The 15,597-nt window shown below is 58.7% G+C and carries 13 protein-coding genes and 1 tRNA gene; all 14 read right to left on the bottom strand.

Going from position 1 to position 15,597, the window contains the following annotated elements:
• Nucleotides 1-113, bottom strand: a 113-nt coding sequence (locus BM279_RS22965) for a GTP-binding protein (RefSeq protein ID WP_244154210.1), incomplete at its 3' end; no start/stop codon positions are given.
• A 30-nt stretch (nt 114-143) separates the two neighbouring features.
• Nucleotides 144-2,273 carry an elongation factor G gene (gene fusA / locus BM279_RS22960; RefSeq protein ID WP_074890258.1) on the bottom strand — a complete coding sequence of 710 codons (2,130 nt, stop codon included), beginning with the start codon at nt 2,271-2,273 and terminating at the stop codon, nt 144-146.
• A gap of 30 nt (nt 2,274-2,303) precedes the next feature.
• Nucleotides 2,304-2,774, bottom strand: coding sequence for a 30S ribosomal protein S7 (gene rpsG / locus BM279_RS22955; protein WP_002555493.1), 471 nt, complete (start codon nt 2,772-2,774; stop codon nt 2,304-2,306).
• 117 nt (nt 2,775-2,891) lie between these two features.
• On the bottom strand, nt 2,892-3,263 hold the full coding sequence (rpsL, locus tag BM279_RS22950) for a 30S ribosomal protein S12 (RefSeq protein ID WP_003186084.1): 372 nt from the start codon (nt 3,261-3,263) through the stop codon (nt 2,892-2,894).
• 158 nt (nt 3,264-3,421) lie between these two features.
• The gene (gene rpoC / locus BM279_RS22945) at nt 3,422-7,621 is read right to left on the bottom strand and encodes a DNA-directed RNA polymerase subunit beta' (protein ID WP_093507699.1); all 4,200 of its coding nucleotides are present in this window, start codon (nt 7,619-7,621) and stop codon (nt 3,422-3,424) included.
• 61 nt (nt 7,622-7,682) lie between these two features.
• Nucleotides 7,683-11,756 (bottom strand): DNA-directed RNA polymerase subunit beta, encoded by a 4,074-nt coding sequence (gene rpoB / locus BM279_RS22940; RefSeq protein WP_093507697.1) that lies wholly within the window; start codon nt 11,754-11,756, stop codon nt 7,683-7,685.
• A gap of 220 nt (nt 11,757-11,976) precedes the next feature.
• Nucleotides 11,977-12,348: a 50S ribosomal protein L7/L12 gene (rplL, locus tag BM279_RS22935; protein ID WP_027904610.1), complete on the bottom strand. Its 372-nt coding sequence runs from the start codon at nt 12,346-12,348 to the stop codon at nt 11,977-11,979.
• Nucleotides 12,349-12,428: 80 nt separating this feature from the next.
• Entirely contained in the window at nt 12,429-12,929 is a 501-nt protein-coding gene (gene rplJ / locus BM279_RS22930) for a 50S ribosomal protein L10 (RefSeq protein ID WP_093507695.1), read from the bottom strand.
• A 213-nt stretch (nt 12,930-13,142) separates the two neighbouring features.
• Nucleotides 13,143-13,838 carry a 50S ribosomal protein L1 gene (gene rplA / locus BM279_RS22925; RefSeq protein WP_013789750.1) on the bottom strand — a complete coding sequence of 232 codons (696 nt, stop codon included), beginning with the start codon at nt 13,836-13,838 and terminating at the stop codon, nt 13,143-13,145.
• A complete protein-coding gene (rplK, locus tag BM279_RS22920) occupies nt 13,838-14,269 on the bottom strand; it encodes a 50S ribosomal protein L11 (protein WP_013789749.1) in 432 nt (143 codons plus the stop codon). Before rplK ends, rplA begins: the two co-directional genes overlap by 1 nt.
• A 116-nt stretch (nt 14,270-14,385) precedes the next feature.
• Nucleotides 14,386-14,919 (bottom strand): transcription termination/antitermination protein NusG, encoded by a 534-nt coding sequence (gene nusG, locus BM279_RS22915; RefSeq protein ID WP_013789748.1) that lies wholly within the window; start codon nt 14,917-14,919, stop codon nt 14,386-14,388.
• A 13-nt stretch (nt 14,920-14,932) separates the two neighbouring features.
• Nucleotides 14,933-15,301 (bottom strand): preprotein translocase subunit SecE, encoded by a 369-nt coding sequence (secE, locus tag BM279_RS22910; RefSeq protein WP_013789747.1) that lies wholly within the window; start codon nt 15,299-15,301, stop codon nt 14,933-14,935.
• A gap of 43 nt (nt 15,302-15,344) precedes the next feature.
• Nucleotides 15,345-15,420: transfer RNA gene (locus tag BM279_RS22905), tRNA-Trp, on the bottom strand.
• 54 nt (nt 15,421-15,474) lie between these two features.
• A partial coding sequence (locus tag BM279_RS22900; RefSeq protein ID WP_482811884.1) for an EF-Tu C-terminal domain-related protein occupies nt 15,475-15,597 on the bottom strand: 123 nt, incomplete at its 5' end.

Raw genomic sequence — 15,597 nt, 5'->3', positions numbered from 1 at the left:
TCGGAGCAGACGCGAGTCAGAGCAGCGGTCAGAGTGGTTTTGCCATGGTCAACGTGACCAATGGTGCCAACGTTGACGTGCGGTTTGTTACGTTCGAATTTTTCTTTAGCCACGACAGTGAACCTCTTGCCTAAAGGGCTGAATCAGCCTTGTTTTTTAACCAGAGCTTCGACGATGTTCGCCGGAGCCTCGGAGTACTTGGAGAATTCCATGGAGTAGCTTGCGCGACCCTGGGACATGGAGCGAACGTCGGTTGCGTAACCGAACATCTCACCCAGCGGAACCTCGGCACGGATAACCTTACCGGAAACCGAGTCTTCCATACCCTGGATCAGACCACGACGACGGTTCAGGTCACCCATCACGTCACCCATGTAGTCCTCAGGGGTTACCACTTCTACTTTCATGATCGGCTCAAGCACAACACCGCCGCCCTTCTGGGCCAGCTGCTTGGTCGCCATGGAAGCTGCCACCTTGAACGCCATCTCGTTGGAGTCGACGTCATGGTAGGAACCGTCAAACACGGTCGCTTTCAGGCCGATCAGCGGATAGCCGGCAACGACGCCGTTCTTCATCTGCTCTTCGATACCCTTCTGGATGGCCGGGATGTATTCCTTCGGAACCACACCGCCCACGACTTCGTTGACGAATACCAGACCTTCCTGACCTTCGTCTGCCGGAGCAAAGCGAATCCAGCAGTGACCGAACTGACCACGACCACCGGACTGACGAACGAACTTGCCTTCGATTTCGCAGTTCTTGGTGATCTTCTCGCGGTAGGAAACCTGCGGCTTGCCGATGTTGGCTTCGACGTTGAACTCGCGCTTCATGCGGTCAACGAGGATATCCAGGTGCAGCTCACCCATACCGGAGATGATGGTCTGGCCAGTCTCTTCGTCGGTCTTGACGCGGAACGACGGGTCTTCCTGAGCGAGTTTGCCCAGTGCGATACCCATCTTCTCCTGGTCAGCCTTGGTCTTCGGCTCAACGGCTACCGAGATAACCGGCTCCGGGAAGTCCATACGCTCGAGGATGATTGGCTTGTCGGCGTTGCACAGGGTGTCACCAGTGGTGACGTCCTTCATGCCGATCAATGCGGCGATGTCGCCAGCGCGCACTTCCTTGATCTCTTCACGCTGGTTGGCGTGCATCTGGACCATACGGCCAACGCGCTCTTTCTTGCCCTTGACCGAGTTGATGACGGAGTCACCGGAGGTCAGGAAGCCCGAGTAAACGCGGACGAAGGTCAGAGTACCCACGAACGGGTCGGTAGCGATTTTGAAAGCCAGAGCCGAGAACGGCTCGTCGTCGGAAGCGTGACGCTCGTCGAAATCGGCGTCGACCAGCTCTTCCTTTGGCTTCTCGATCAGATCAGGGTGGATACCCTTGATCGCCGGGATTTCGGTAGGAGCAGGCAGGAAGTCGATGACCGCGTCGAGAACCAGGGGAACGCCCTTGTTCTTGAACGAGGAACCACAGACGGCCGGAACGATTTCGCTGGCCAGGGTGCGCAGGCGCAGACCGGCTTTGATTTCCTCGACGGAGAGCTCGCCCTCTTCGAGGTACTTGTTCATCAGCTCTTCGTTGGCTTCGGCAGCAGCTTCGACCATGTTGCTGCGCCACTCGTTGGCCAGCTCGAGCATCTCCGCCGGAATTTCTTCCTCGCGGTAGGTGGTGCCCTTGTCGTCATCGTTCCAGTAGATAGCCTTCATCTTGATCAGATCGACCTGACCTTCGAAGTTCTCTTCTGCACCAATGGCCAGCTGGATCGGCACCGGAGTGTGGCCCAGACGGTTCTTGATCTGACCGACGACGCGCAGGAAGTTGGCGCCTGCACGGTCCATCTTGTTGACGTAGACAACGCGCGGTACACCGTACTTGTTGGCCTGACGCCATACGGTTTCCGACTGCGGCTCAACGCCGGAAGTACCACAGAACACGACGACAGCGCCGTCGAGTACACGCAGCGAACGCTCTACTTCAATGGTGAAGTCAACGTGGCCGGGGGTATCGATGACGTTTACGCGGTAGTTGTCATACTGACCACGCGAACCCTTCCAGAAAGTGGTAACGGCAGCGGAAGTAATGGTGATACCACGCTCCTGCTCCTGCACCATCCAGTCGGTAGTGGCTGCACCGTCATGCACCTCACCCATCTTGTGGCTGAGACCTGTGTAGAACAGGATCCGCTCGGTAGTCGTGGTCTTGCCCGCATCGACGTGCGCGCAAATACCAATGTTACGGTAGCGGTTAATTGCTGTATTACGAGCCATAAAGCCCTCGCAAATTGAGTGATGCCGGATTTAGAAACGGTAGTGCGAGAACGCTTTGTTGGCCTCGGCCATACGGTGCACGTCTTCACGCTTCTTGACTGCGGCGCCTTTGCCTTCGGCGGCGTCCAGCAGTTCACCAGCGAGGCGCAGAGCCATGGATTTTTCGCCACGCTTACGGGCGAAATCCACCAGCCAGCGCATGGCCAGAGCGTTACGACGGGACGGACGAACTTCGACCGGAACCTGGTAAGTAGCACCGCCTACACGGCGCGACTTCACTTCGACCAGCGGAGCGATGGCGTCGAGAGCTTTCTCGAAGATTTCCAGGGGATCGCTGTTCTTACGCTCTTTAACCTTCTCCAGGGCGCCATAAACGATACGCTCGGCAACGGCTTTCTTGCCGCTTTCCATCACGTGGTTCATGAACTTGGCCAGGATTTGGCTTCCGTATTTTGGATCGTCAAGCACTTCGCGCTTGGCTGCTACACGACGTCTTGGCATTTGATAAGCCCTCAAACGGTCTTCAGGTTAGCCCGGAACTGCAACCATTTGGTTACGCCCGACCTTACTCTTATCGACTCAATAAAATTAGAAACTGCATTCAGTACCGACGGCCGATCACTTCGGACGCTTGGTACCGTACTTCGAACGACCCTGGTTACGGCCTTTGACACCCGAGGTGTCCAGCGAGCCGCGAACGGTGTGGTAACGCACACCTGGCAAGTCTTTTACACGACCGCCACGGATCAGCACGACGCTGTGCTCTTGCAGGTTGTGACCTTCACCACCGATGTACGAGGAAACCTCGAAACCGTTGGTCAGGCGTACACGGCAAACTTTACGCAGTGCCGAGTTAGGTTTTTTCGGCGTGGTGGTATACACGCGAGTGCACACGCCACGACGCTGGGGGCAGTTCTGCAGCGCAGGTACGTCGGATTTCTCGACGATACGCTTGCGCGGCTGACGCACCAGCTGGTTGATAGTTGCCATCTACTAGCTCCACTGTCCGTCTTTCGACGCTATTTATTTACACCATAAATAAATGGCAGGGCTGAAGCCCTGCCATATTTAGGGGTGCATGAGTCTAAAGAGACTCGCCCCCCCAGTCAAGATACGTGACCCGGCTGCCAGGCAGCCGGGACGCGCTCTCAATTTTCGCTGGAGTTCAGCGCTTCGGTAAGCGCTGCTTCCACTTCACTGGCGCTGACGCGCATCGGCTTCTCGGCATCACGCTTGCGCTTGCGCTCGCTGTGATAGGCCAGACCGGTACCCGCCGGGATCAGACGACCCACGACCACGTTCTCCTTCAGGCCACGCAGGAAGTCGCGCTTGCCAGTGACCGCCGCTTCGGTGAGGACGCGGGTGGTTTCCTGGAAGGATGCCGCCGAGATGAACGACTCGGTGGACAGCGACGCCTTGGTGATACCCAGCAGCACGCGGGTGTACTTGGCGATGAACTTGTCCTCTTCGACCAGGCGCTCGTTCTCGCCCAGTACCTGAGTCAGTTCAACCTGATCACCCTTGATGAAGCTGGAGTCGCCGGACTCGGACACTTCGACCTTACGCAGCATCTGACGCAGGATGGTCTCGATGTGCTTGTCGTTGATCTTCACGCCCTGCAGACGGTAAACGTCCTGGATCTCGTTGACGATGTACTTGGCCAGCGCGCTGACGCCCAGCAGACGCAGGATATCGTGCGGATCGCTCGGACCGTCGGAGATGACTTCACCCTTGTTGACCTGCTCACCCTCGAACACGTTGAGGTGACGCCATTTCGGGATCAGCTCTTCGTAAGGATCGCTACCATCAGTCGGGGTGATGACCAGACGGCGCTTGCCCTTGGTCTCCTTACCGAACGAGATGGTGCCGCTGATTTCCGCCAGGATCGAAGCTTCCTTCGGACGACGGGCTTCGAACAGGTCGGCAACGCGTGGCAGACCACCGGTGATGTCACGGGTCTTCGAGGTTTCCTGCGGGATACGGGCGATAACGTCACCGACCGCGATCTGCGCACCATCCGCCACGCCGACCAGGGCGTTGGCGGGCAGGAAGTACTGGGCAGGAACGTCGGTACCCGGCAGCAGCAGTTCCTTGCCGTTGGCATCGACCATCTTGATGGCCGGACGAATGTCCTTGCCAGCAGCAGGACGATCCTTCGGATCGAGAACCTCGATGTTGGTCAGACCGGTCAGTTCGTCGGTCTGGCGCTTGATGGTGATGCCCTCCTCCATGCCGACGAAGGTCACGGTACCCTTCATTTCGGTCACGATCGGGTGGGTGTGCGGGTCCCACTTGGCGACGATGGCGCCGGCTTCGACCTTGTCACCTTCCTTCACGGAGATGACCGCACCGTACGGCAGCTTGTAGCGCTCGCGCTCGCGACCGAACTCGTCGGCAACGGCCAGCTCACCGGAACGCGATACCGCGATCAGGTTGCCGTCCAGACGCTCGACGTGCTTGAGGTTGTGCAGACGGATCGCACCACCGTTCTTCACCTGGACGCTGTCGGCAGCCGAAGTACGGCTTGCCGCACCACCGATGTGGAACGTACGCATGGTCAGCTGGGTACCCGGCTCACCGATCGACTGTGCCGCGATAACGCCGACAGCTTCACCGATGTTGATCTGGTGACCACGAGCCAGGTCGCGACCGTAGCACTTGGCGCAGATGCCGTAGCGGGTTTCGCAGCTGATCGGCGAACGTACGACCACTTCGTCGATGCTGTTGAGCTCGATGAACTCGACCCACTGCTCGTCGACCAGAGTACCGGCCGGAACGATGACGTCCTCGGTGCCCGGCTTGAACACGTCACGGGCGATGACACGGCCCAGTACGCGCTCACCCAGCGGCTCTACAACGTCGCCGCCTTCGATGTGCGGGGTCATGTGCAGACCCTGGTCGGTGCCGCAATCGATCTCGGTCACTACCAGATCCTGGGCGACGTCGACCAGACGACGAGTCAGGTAACCGGAGTTCGCGGTCTTCAGTGCGGTATCCGCCAGACCTTTACGAGCACCGTGAGTGGAGATGAAGTACTGCAGTACCGACAGGCCTTCACGGAAGTTCGCGGTGATCGGCGTCTCGATGATCGAGCCGTCCGGCTTGGCCATCAGACCACGCATACCAGCCAGCTGACGGATCTGCGCAGCGGAACCACGCGCACCGGAGTCGGCCATCATATACATGGAGTTGAAGGACTCCTGATCGACTTCGTTACCTTCGCGGTCGATGACCTTCTCTTTCGAGAGGTTGGCCATCATCGCCTTGGAGACTTCGTCGTTGGCCTTCGACCAGAGGTCGATCACCTTGTTGTACTTCTCGCCCTGGGTTACCAGGCCGGAGGCGTACTGCGATTCGATTTCCTTCACTTCCTCGGTGGCGGCGTCGATGATGCGCGCCTTCTCATCCGGGATGACGAAGTCGTTCACGCCGATCGACACACCGGAGATCGTCGAGTAGGCGAAACCGGTGTACATCAGCTGGTCGGCGAAGATGACGGTGTCCTTCAGACCCACGGTGCGGTAGCACTGGTTGATCAGACGGGAGATCGCCTTCTTCTTCATCGACTGGTTGACCACGTCGAACGACAGGCCAGCCGGCACGACCTGGAACAGCAGCGCGCGGCCGACGGTGGTGTCGACGATGCGGGTGTTCTTGACCAGGCTGCCGTCCTTCTGCTTGACGGTCTCGTTGATGCGCACCTTGACCTTGGCATGCAGCGAGGCTTCGCCGGCGCGGAATACGCGGTCGACTTCCTGCAGGTCGGCGAACACGCGACCTTCGCCCTTGGCGTTGATGGCTTCACGGGTCATGTAGTACAGACCCAGTACCACGTCCTGCGACGGAACGATGATTGGCTCACCGTTGGCGGGCGACAGGATGTTGTTGGTCGACATCATCAGCGCGCGCGCTTCGAGCTGGGCTTCCAGCGTCAGCGGCACGTGAACGGCCATCTGGTCACCGTCGAAGTCGGCGTTGTACGCGGCGCAGACCAGCGGGTGCAGCTGAATCGCCTTACCTTCGATCAATACCGGCTCGAACGCCTGGATACCCAGACGGTGCAGAGTCGGTGCACGGTTGAGCAGCACGGGGTGTTCGCGAATCACTTCAGCGAGAACGTCCCACACTTCCGGCAGCTCGCGCTCGACCATCTTCTTGGCAGCCTTGATGGTGGTCGCCAGACCACGCATTTCCAGCTTGCCGAAAATGAACGGCTTGAACAGCTCGAGCGCCATCTTCTTCGGCAGACCGCACTGGTGCAGGCGCAGGGCCGGACCTACGGTAATTACCGAACGGCCGGAGTAGTCAACGCGCTTACCGAGCAGGTTCTGACGGAAACGACCTTGCTTACCCTTGATCATGTCGGCCAGGGATTTCAGAGGACGCTTGTTCGAACCGGTGATGGCGCGACCGCGACGACCGTTGTCGAGCAGGGCATCGACCGCTTCCTGCAGCATGCGCTTTTCGTTGCGCACGATGATGTCAGGAGCCGAGAGGTCGAGCAGGCGCTTGAGACGGTTGTTACGGTTGATGACGCGGCGATACAGGTCGTTCAGGTCGGAAGTGGCGAAGCGGCCACCGTCCAGCGGAACGAGCGGACGCAGATCTGGCGGCAGAACCGGCAGAACGGTCAACACCATCCACTCTGGCAGGTTGCCGGAGCCCTGGAAGGCTTCCATCAACTTCAGACGCTTGGACAGCTTCTTGATCTTGGTTTCCGAGTTGGTCTGCGGAATCTCTTCGCGCAGGCGGCCGATCTCGTGCTCCAGATCGATAGCGTGCAGCAGCTCGCGAACGGCCTCGGCACCCATGCGGGCGTCGAAGTCGTCACCGAACTCTTCCAGCGCTTCGAAGTACTGCTCGTCATTGAGCAGCTGGCCCTTCTCGAGGGTGGTCATGCCCGGATCGATAACGACATAGCTCTCGAAGTAGAGCACGCGCTCGATATCACGCAGGGTCATGTCCATCAGCAGGCCGATACGGCTCGGCAGGGACTTCAGGAACCAGATGTGGGCAACGGGAGAAGCCAGTTCGATGTGCGCCATGCGCTCACGACGAACCTTTGCCAGGGCGACTTCGACGCCGCACTTCTCACAGATCACACCACGGTGCTTGAGGCGCTTGTACTTACCGCACAGGCACTCGTAATCCTTGACCGGGCCAAAGATCTTGGCACAGAACAGGCCGTCACGCTCAGGCTTGAACGTACGGTAGTTGATGGTTTCCGGCTTTTTAACTTCACCGAACGACCACGAACGGATCATCTCAGGCGAAGCAAGGCCGATGCGAATGGCATCGAACTCTTCGACTTGACCCTGGTTTTTCAGCAAATTCAGTAGGTCTTTCAAGGCCTTTCCTCCTGGCGGAGCAGGCAGCGGGGTTGAGGCCCCGCTGCCGATTCACGTCGTGTTATTCGGTTTCCAGATCGATGTCGATACCGAGCGAACGGATCTCTTTGATCAACACGTTGAAGGACTCGGGCATGCCCGGCTCCATGCGGTGATCGCCATCCACGATGTTCTTGTACATCTTGGTACGGCCGTTCACGTCGTCCGACTTGACGGTCAACATCTCCTGCAGGGTGTAGGCGGCGCCGTAGGCTTCCAGCGCCCAGACCTCCATCTCCCCGAAGCGCTGACCACCGAACTGCGCCTTACCACCCAGCGGCTGCTGGGTAACCAGGCTGTAGGAACCGGTAGAACGAGCATGCATCTTGTCGTCCACCAGGTGGTTCAGTTTCAGCATGTACATGTAACCGACCGTGGTCGGGCGCTCGAACTGGTTGCCGGTACGGCCGTCGAACAGGCGCATCTGGCCGCTCTCCGGCAGATCAGCCAGCTTCAGCATGGCCTTGATCTCTTTTTCCTTGGCACCGTCGAACACCGGCGTGGCCATCGGCACGCCCTTGCGCAGGTTGTTGGCCAGAGCCAGCACTTCCTGATCGCTCAGCTCGTCGAGGCTTTCCTGACGACCACCGATCTCGTTGTAGATCTCGTTCAGGAAGCCACGCAGTTCAGCGATCTTGCGCTGCTCTTCGAGCATCAGGTTGATCTTCTCGCCCAGGCCCTTGGCCGCCAGGCCCAGGTGGGTTTCGAGGATCTGACCGACGTTCATACGCGACGGTACGCCCAGTGGGTTGAGGACGATGTCGACCGGGGTGCCATTGGCATCGTGCGGCATGTCTTCGACCGGCATGATCACCGAGACCACACCCTTGTTACCGTGACGACCGGCCATCTTGTCACCCGGCTGGATGCGACGGCGAATGGCCAGGTAAACCTTGACGATCTTCAGTACGCCCGGCGCCAGGTCATCGCCCTGCTGCAGCTTGCGCTTCTTGTCTTCGAACTTGTCGTCAAGCAGCTGACGGCGGTCGGAGATGTAGGCCTGGGCCTTTTCCAACTGCTCGTTCAGGGCGTCGTCGGCCATGCGCAGCTTGAACCACTGGCCGCGCTCCAGACCGTCGAGCACTTCGTCAGTGATCTCGGTGCCTTTCTTCAGACCAGCGCCGCCTTCGGCGATCTTGCCGACCAGAGCCGAACGCAGACGCTCGAAGGTCGCGCCTTCGACGATGCGGAACTCTTCGTTGAGGTCCTTGCGGATCTCGTCCAGCTGGCTCTTCTCGATCGACAGCGCACGCGCATCGCGCTCCACGCCGTCACGGGTGAAGACCTGTACGTCGATGACGGTACCTTTGGTGCCGGTCGGCACACGCAGGGAGGTGTCCTTAACGTCGCTGGCCTTCTCACCGAAGATCGCGCGCAGCAGCTTCTCTTCCGGAGTCAGCTGGGTCTCGCCTTTCGGGGTGACCTTGCCGACCAGGATGTCGCCCGGGCCGACTTCGGCGCCGACGTAGACGATACCGGCTTCGTCGAGCTTGTTCAGTGCAGCTTCACCTACGTTCGGGATGTCCGCAGAGATTTCCTCTGGGCCGAGCTTGGTGTCACGGGCCACACAGGTCAGTTCCTGGATATGGATCGTGGTGAAGCGGTCTTCCTGAACCACGCGCTCGGAGAGCAGGATGGAGTCTTCGAAGTTGTAACCGTTCCACGGCATGAACGCGACGCGCATGTTCTGACCCAGCGCCAGTTCACCCATGTCGGTGGACGGGCCGTCGGCCATGATGTCGCCACGCGCAACCACGTCACCTTTCTGTACCAGCGGGCGCTGGTTGATGCAGGTGTTCTGGTTGGAACGGGTGTATTTGGTCAGGTTGTAGATGTCCACACCGGCTTCACCGGTTTCGACTTCGTCATCGGCAACACGAACCACGATACGGCTGGCGTCGACGGAGTCGATCACACCACCACGACGCGCGACCACGCAGACGCCGGAGTCACGGGCGACGTTGCGCTCCATGCCGGTACCGACCAGCGGTTTGTCCGAACGCAGGGTCGGTACAGCCTGACGCTGCATGTTCGAACCCATGAGTGCACGGTTGGCGTCGTCGTGCTCGAGGAACGGAATCAGCGAGGCAGCGACGGAAACGACCTGCTTCGGCGAAACGTCCATCAGGGTGACGTCTTCCGGCGCCTTGACGGTGAACTCGTTCAGGTGACGTACGGCAACCAGCTCGTCGATCAGCTGACCCTTGTCGTTCAGGGTCGCGGACGCCTGAGCGATCACGTGGTCGGCTTCTTCGATGGCGGACAGGAACACGATCTCGTCGGTGACCTGACCTTCCTTGACCACACGGTACGGGCTTTCCAGGAAGCCGTACTGGTTGGTACGGGCGTAGGCCGCTAGGGAGTTGATCAGACCGATGTTCGGACCTTCCGGCGTTTCGATCGGGCACACGCGGCCGTAGTGGGTCGGGTGTACGTCGCGGACTTCGAAGCCGGCGCGCTCACGGGTCAGACCGCCCGGGCCGAGTGCGGAGACGCGGCGCTTGTGGGTGATCTCGGAGAGCGGGTTGTTCTGGTCCATGAACTGGGAAAGCTGACTGGAACCGAAGAATTCCTTCACCGCCGCCGCAACCGGCTTGGCGTTGATCAGATCCTGCGGCATCAGGCCTTCGCTTTCAGCCATCGACAGACGTTCCTTGACCGCGCGCTCTACACGCACCAGGCCAACGCGGAACTGGTTCTCGGCCATCTCGCCAACGCAACGTACACGGCGGTTACCCAGGTGGTCGATGTCATCGACGATGCCTTTGCCGTTACGGATGTCGACCAGGGTCTTGAGCACTTCGACGATGTCTTCGCGGCTCAACACGCCCGAACCTTCGATCTCGGTACGACCGATACGACGGTTGAACTTCATGCGGCCAACGGCGGACAGGTCGTAACGCTCGGCGCTGAAGAACAGGTTGTTGAACAGAGTCTCGGCGGCATCCTTGGTTGGTGGCTCGCCTGGACGCATCATGCGATAGATTTCGACCAGCGCTTCGAGCTGGTTGGTAGTGCTGTCGATCTTCAGCGTGTCGCTGATGAACGGACCACAGTCGATATCGTTGGTGTACAGGGTCTCGATGCGAACGACCTGAGCCTTGGCGATCTTGGCCAGCAGCTCGACGCTCAGCTCGGTGTTGCACTCGGCGAGGATTTCGCCAGTAGCCGGGTGCACGATCGCCTTGGCGGTGGTGCGGCCGATCAGGTAGTCGAACGGTACGTCCAGATCTTTGATGCCAGCCTTGTCCAGCTGATTGATGTGGCGAGCGGTAATACGACGACCCTGCTCGACAATCACCTTGCCACTGCCGTCCTTGATGTCCTGGCTGGCAATTTCACCACGCAGGCGCTGCGGCACCAGCTCCAGGCTCAAGCCTTCGCCTTTCACATGGAAAACGTTGGTGGTGTAGAAGGCGTCGAGCACTTCTTCAGTGCTGTAACCCAGCGCGCGCAGCAATACCGAGGCCGGCAGTTTGCGGCGACGGTCGATACGCACGAATACCGCGTCCTTCGGGTCGAACTCGAAGTCCAGCCAGGAACCACGGTATGGAATGATGCGCGCGGAGTACAGCAGCTTGCCCGAGCTGTGCGTCTTGCCACGGTCGTGGTCAAAGAACACACCTGGGGAACGGTGCAGCTGGGAAACGATCACACGCTCGGTACCGTTAATGACAAAGGTACCGTTCTCGGTCATGAGCGGAATTTCGCCCATGTACACTTCCTGCTCCTTGATGTCCTTGATCGCTTTGTTCGACGATTCTTTGTCGAAAATGATCAGGCGCACTTTCACGCGCAGCGGCACTGCGAAGGTCACACCACGCAGCACGCACTCTTTGACGTCGAACGCCGGCTCGCCCAGGCGGTAGCCGACGTATTCCAGAGCAGCGTTGCCGGAGTAGCTGATGATCGGGAATACAGATTTGAAGGCCGCATGCAGGCCGATGTCGCGGAACTGTTCCTTGCTCGCGCCTTGCTGCAGGAATTCGCGGTACGAATCCAGCTGGATGGCCAGGAGGTAAGGCACATCCATGACATCCGGCAACTTGCTAAAGTCCTTGCGGATACGTTTTTTCTCAGTGTATGAGTAAGCCATCAGCGTTCCCCAGCTTGGTCACCTGCTTATTTGGCTTCTCCGACGGGAGCAGCCAGAAACTCGTGCAAACCCTAGGTTTGCGCCACCTCGTTGGTGGGTTTTTCACGTTCCGGACCAGGGCTGTGGAACAGCCGAGCTAGAACGGAAAAAGGCCGGTGGCAAGAGCCACCAGCCGTCAGCCTTGTGCGAGTCGCGCGGGCTGTAGACGCAAGGTCGTCGCTTACTTGAGCTCGACTTTGGCGCCTGCTTCTTCCAGAGCTTTCTTGGCAGCTTCGGCTTCGTCTTTCGACACGCCTTCTTTGACCACGCCAGGAGCGCCGTCAACTACTGCTTTGGCTTCTTTCAGACCCAGACCGGTCAGTTCGCGAACTGCCTTGATCACGTTCACTTTCTTGTCGCCGGCTTCAGCCAGAACAACGGTGAACTCGGTTTGCTCTTCAGCAGCGGCGGCAGCACCAGCAGCCGGGCCAGCAGCAACAGCAGCAGCAGCGGTAACGCCGAAGGTTTCTTCCATCGCCTTGATCAGCTCGACGATTTCCATAACGGATTTCTGGCCGATCGCTTCGATGATTTGCTCGTTAGTCAGAGACATGACTATGAATTCCTGTATTGGGGTGACGGCCTACGCGACCATCAAATTAAACATGTGATTTCGAAAGTGCTTATGCGGCCTTAGGCTGCGGCGGCTTCTTTCTGGTCGCGAATGGCTGCCAGCGTGCGAGCGAGCTTGCTGGTAGCGCCTTGGATAACGCTCATCAGCTGTGCGATACCCTCGTCGCGGGTCGGCAGGCTTGCCAGTACGTCGATCTGATTGGCTGCAAGGTACTTGCCCTCGAACGCAGCTGCTTTGATCTCGAACTTGTCCTGACCCTTGGCGAAATCCTTGAACAGACGAGCAGCAGCGCCCGGATGTTCGTTGGAGAATGCGATCAGGGTCGGGCCTTTGAACACGTCGTTGAGCACGTCGTACTGAGTGCCTTCAACGGCGCGCTTGAGCAGGGTGTTACGTACGACACGTACGTATACGCCAGCTTCGCGGGCCTCTTTACGGAGTCCGGTCATAGCACCTACGGTCACGCCACGGGCATCAGCCACGACAGCGGACAGGGCAGCTTTGGCAGCCTCGTTGACTTCAGCGACGATGGCCTTCTTGTCTTCGAGTTTAATTGCCACGGGTTTACTCCTGGATGTTACCGTTTCGCCCGGCCTAGGCCGGACGGCGTTTTGGTGTCTGATTCGGTAAGAATCGGGAGCACCATCTGCGTAGGGTGGAAGATCGCTCTTCTGGTTTGAGGCTTGCGCCCCCTACGGTCTTGGATAGCCCCCGCCAGGCAGGGACCCCAATTTTTTCGCGGCAGACGCACCAAGTGCGCCTGCCATCATGCATTAAGCGTCCAGCGAACCTTGGTCGATCAGCAGACCCGGGCCCATGGTGGTGCTCAGAGTCACGCGCTTGACGTAGACACCTTTCGAGGTCGACGGCTTCAGGCGCTTCAGATCGGCCAGCAGGGCTTCCACGTTCTGCTTCAGCTTGTCGGCTTCGAAGCCAACCTTGCCGACGGAACCGTGGATGATGCCGTTCTTGTCGGTACGGAAACGTACCTGACCAGCCTTGGCATTCTTGACTGCAGTGGCTACGTCCGGAGTTACGGTGCCGACTTTCGGGTTAGGCATCAGGCCGCGCGGGCCGAGTACCTGGCCCAGCTGGCCAACAACGCGCATGGCGTCCGGAGAAGCAATGACGACGTCATAGTTCAGGTCGCCACCTTTCATTTCAGCAGCCAGATCGTCCATGCCTACGCGGTCAGCACCAGCAGCCAGAGCAGCTTCAGCTGCGGGACCTTGGGTGAAGACAGCAACGCGAACGGTTTTGCCGCTGCCGTTAGGCAGAACGGTAGCACCACGAACAACCTGGTCGGACTTACGCGGGTCAACGCCGAGGTTGATGGAAACATCAACGGACTCGGAGAACTTGACAGCGGAGATCTCGGCCAGCAGCGCAGCAGCATCGTTGAAGCTGTAGGCTTTGCCCGGCTCGATCTTGGCTGCGATAGCCTTTTGGCGCTTGGTCAGCTTAGCCATTACACACCCTCCACGTTGAGGCCCATGCTACGAGCAGAACCGGCGATGGTACGCACGGCTGCATCCATATCAGCTGCAGTCAGATCGGCCTGCTTGGTCTTGGCGATCTCTTCGAGCTGGGCACGGGTAACGGTGCCGACTTTGACAGTGTTCGGACGAGCCGAACCGCTGGTCAGACCGGCCGCTTTCTTCAGCAGCACGGAAGCCGGGGTGCTCTTGGTTTCGAAAGTGAAGCTACGGTCACTGTAAACAGTGATGATCACTGGAGTCGGCAGACCAGGTTCCATGCCCTGGGTCTTGGCGTTGAACGCCTTGCAGAATTCCATGATGTTGACGCCGTGCTGGCCCAGAGCGGGACCAACGGGTGGCGACGGGTTGGCCTGACCGGCCTTTACTTGCAGCTTGATATAAGCCGTGATTTTCTTAGCCATTAGCTACTCCAGTTACGGGTTCTAGCGCCTTTCAGCTCCCCGACTATTGCCTGTTTATCCCAGTGACAACAAAACCCCGCAGCCTATGACTGCGGGGTATGGGATGCGTGTGTCAGTTACGACTTCTCGACCTGACTGAACTCCAGCTCGACCGGAGTGGCACGACCGAAAATGGTCACTGCCACCTGGATGCGGCTCTTCTCGTAATTCACTTCTTCGACGACGCCACTGAAATCAGCGAACGGACCATCGATAACACGAACCATCTCGCCCGGCTCGAACAGCGTCTTGGGCTTGGGCTTGTCACCGCTATCGGCGACGCGACGCAGAATGGCGTCAGCCTCTTTTTCGGTAATCGGGGCAGGCTTATCGGCGGTACCACCAATAAAGCCCATCACCCGCGGGGTATCCTTGATCAAGTGCCAAGTCGCCTCGTTCATTTCCATCTGCACCAGCACGTAGCCTGGAAAGAACTTGCGCTCACTCTTGCGCTTCTGGCCGTTACGCATTTCCACCACTTCTTCGGTGGGGACAAGAATCTCGCCGAACTCATCTTCCATTCCGGCGAACTTTACGCGCTCGATCAGCGAACGCATTACATGCTTCTCGTAACCCGAGTAAGCATGCACAACGTACCAACGCTTAGCCACGGGACACCCTATCTCAACTTACAATAAACGACACAAGCCAACCGAGGAGCGAATCGAGCCCCCAAAGCACCAGAGCCATGACGAGCACGACCAGGACGACGATCAGCGTGGTTTGCGTGGTTTCCTGACGGGTCGGCCAGACAACCTTGCGAATCTCGACGCGAGCTTCCTTCGCCAGCCCAAAGAAGGACTGACCCTTAGTGGTTTGCAGAGCGATGAGCGCGGCAACGACTGCCAGCACCAGCACACCCACCACACGGTACAGAATCGGCTCACCCGAAAAGTACTGATTACCGACCACTCCAGCGACCACAAGCAGGGCCACCGCGATCCACTTGAGCAGATCAAAACGAGAGTCTTTGGCTTCAGCCTTAACATTCATGAACAAGGATCCTGTGAGAAGACACGCCAAATTCGTTAGAAAATGGCAGGTCAGGAGGGAATCGAACCCCCAACCTGCGGTTTTGGAGACCGCCGCTCTGCCAATTGAGCTACTGACCTAGAACTAAAATCAGGCCGACCATTATGCCGGCCTGATGGGGACAGATCAATCGATTATTCGACGATCTTTGCTACAACACCGGCACCAACGGTACGACCACCTTCGCGAATTGCGAAGCGCAGGCCGTCTTCCATGGCGATCGGCTTGATCAGGGTGACAACCATTTTGATGTTGTC

It is taken from the genome of Phytopseudomonas straminea, from assembly GCF_900112645.1.
Lineage (GTDB): Bacteria > Pseudomonadota > Gammaproteobacteria > Pseudomonadales > Pseudomonadaceae > Aquipseudomonas > Aquipseudomonas straminea.
The sequence above is the reverse complement of the archived record's forward strand: the minus strand, read 5'-3'. Positions and strand labels throughout refer to the sequence as shown.

Coding starts and splice junctions, on each gene's coding strand:
- rplL (WP_027904610.1), bottom strand. CDS start 12,348: ATGTCTCTGACTAACGAGCAAATCATCGAAGCGATCGGCCAGAAATCC.
- rpsL (WP_003186084.1), bottom strand. CDS start 3,263: ATGGCAACTATCAACCAGCTGGTGCGTCAGCCGCGCAAGCGTATCGTC.
- rpoB (WP_093507697.1), bottom strand. CDS start 11,756: ATGGCTTACTCATACACTGAGAAAAAACGTATCCGCAAGGACTTTAGC.
- rplA (WP_013789750.1), bottom strand. CDS start 13,838: ATGGCTAAGCTGACCAAGCGCCAAAAGGCTATCGCAGCCAAGATCGAG.
- rpsG (WP_002555493.1), bottom strand. CDS start 2,774: ATGCCAAGACGTCGTGTAGCAGCCAAGCGCGAAGTGCTTGACGATCCA.
- fusA (WP_074890258.1), bottom strand. CDS start 2,273: ATGGCTCGTAATACAGCAATTAACCGCTACCGTAACATTGGTATTTGC.
- rplK (WP_013789749.1), bottom strand. CDS start 14,269: ATGGCTAAGAAAATCACGGCTTATATCAAGCTGCAAGTAAAGGCCGGT.
- secE (WP_013789747.1), bottom strand. CDS start 15,301: ATGAATGTTAAGGCTGAAGCCAAAGACTCTCGTTTTGATCTGCTCAAG.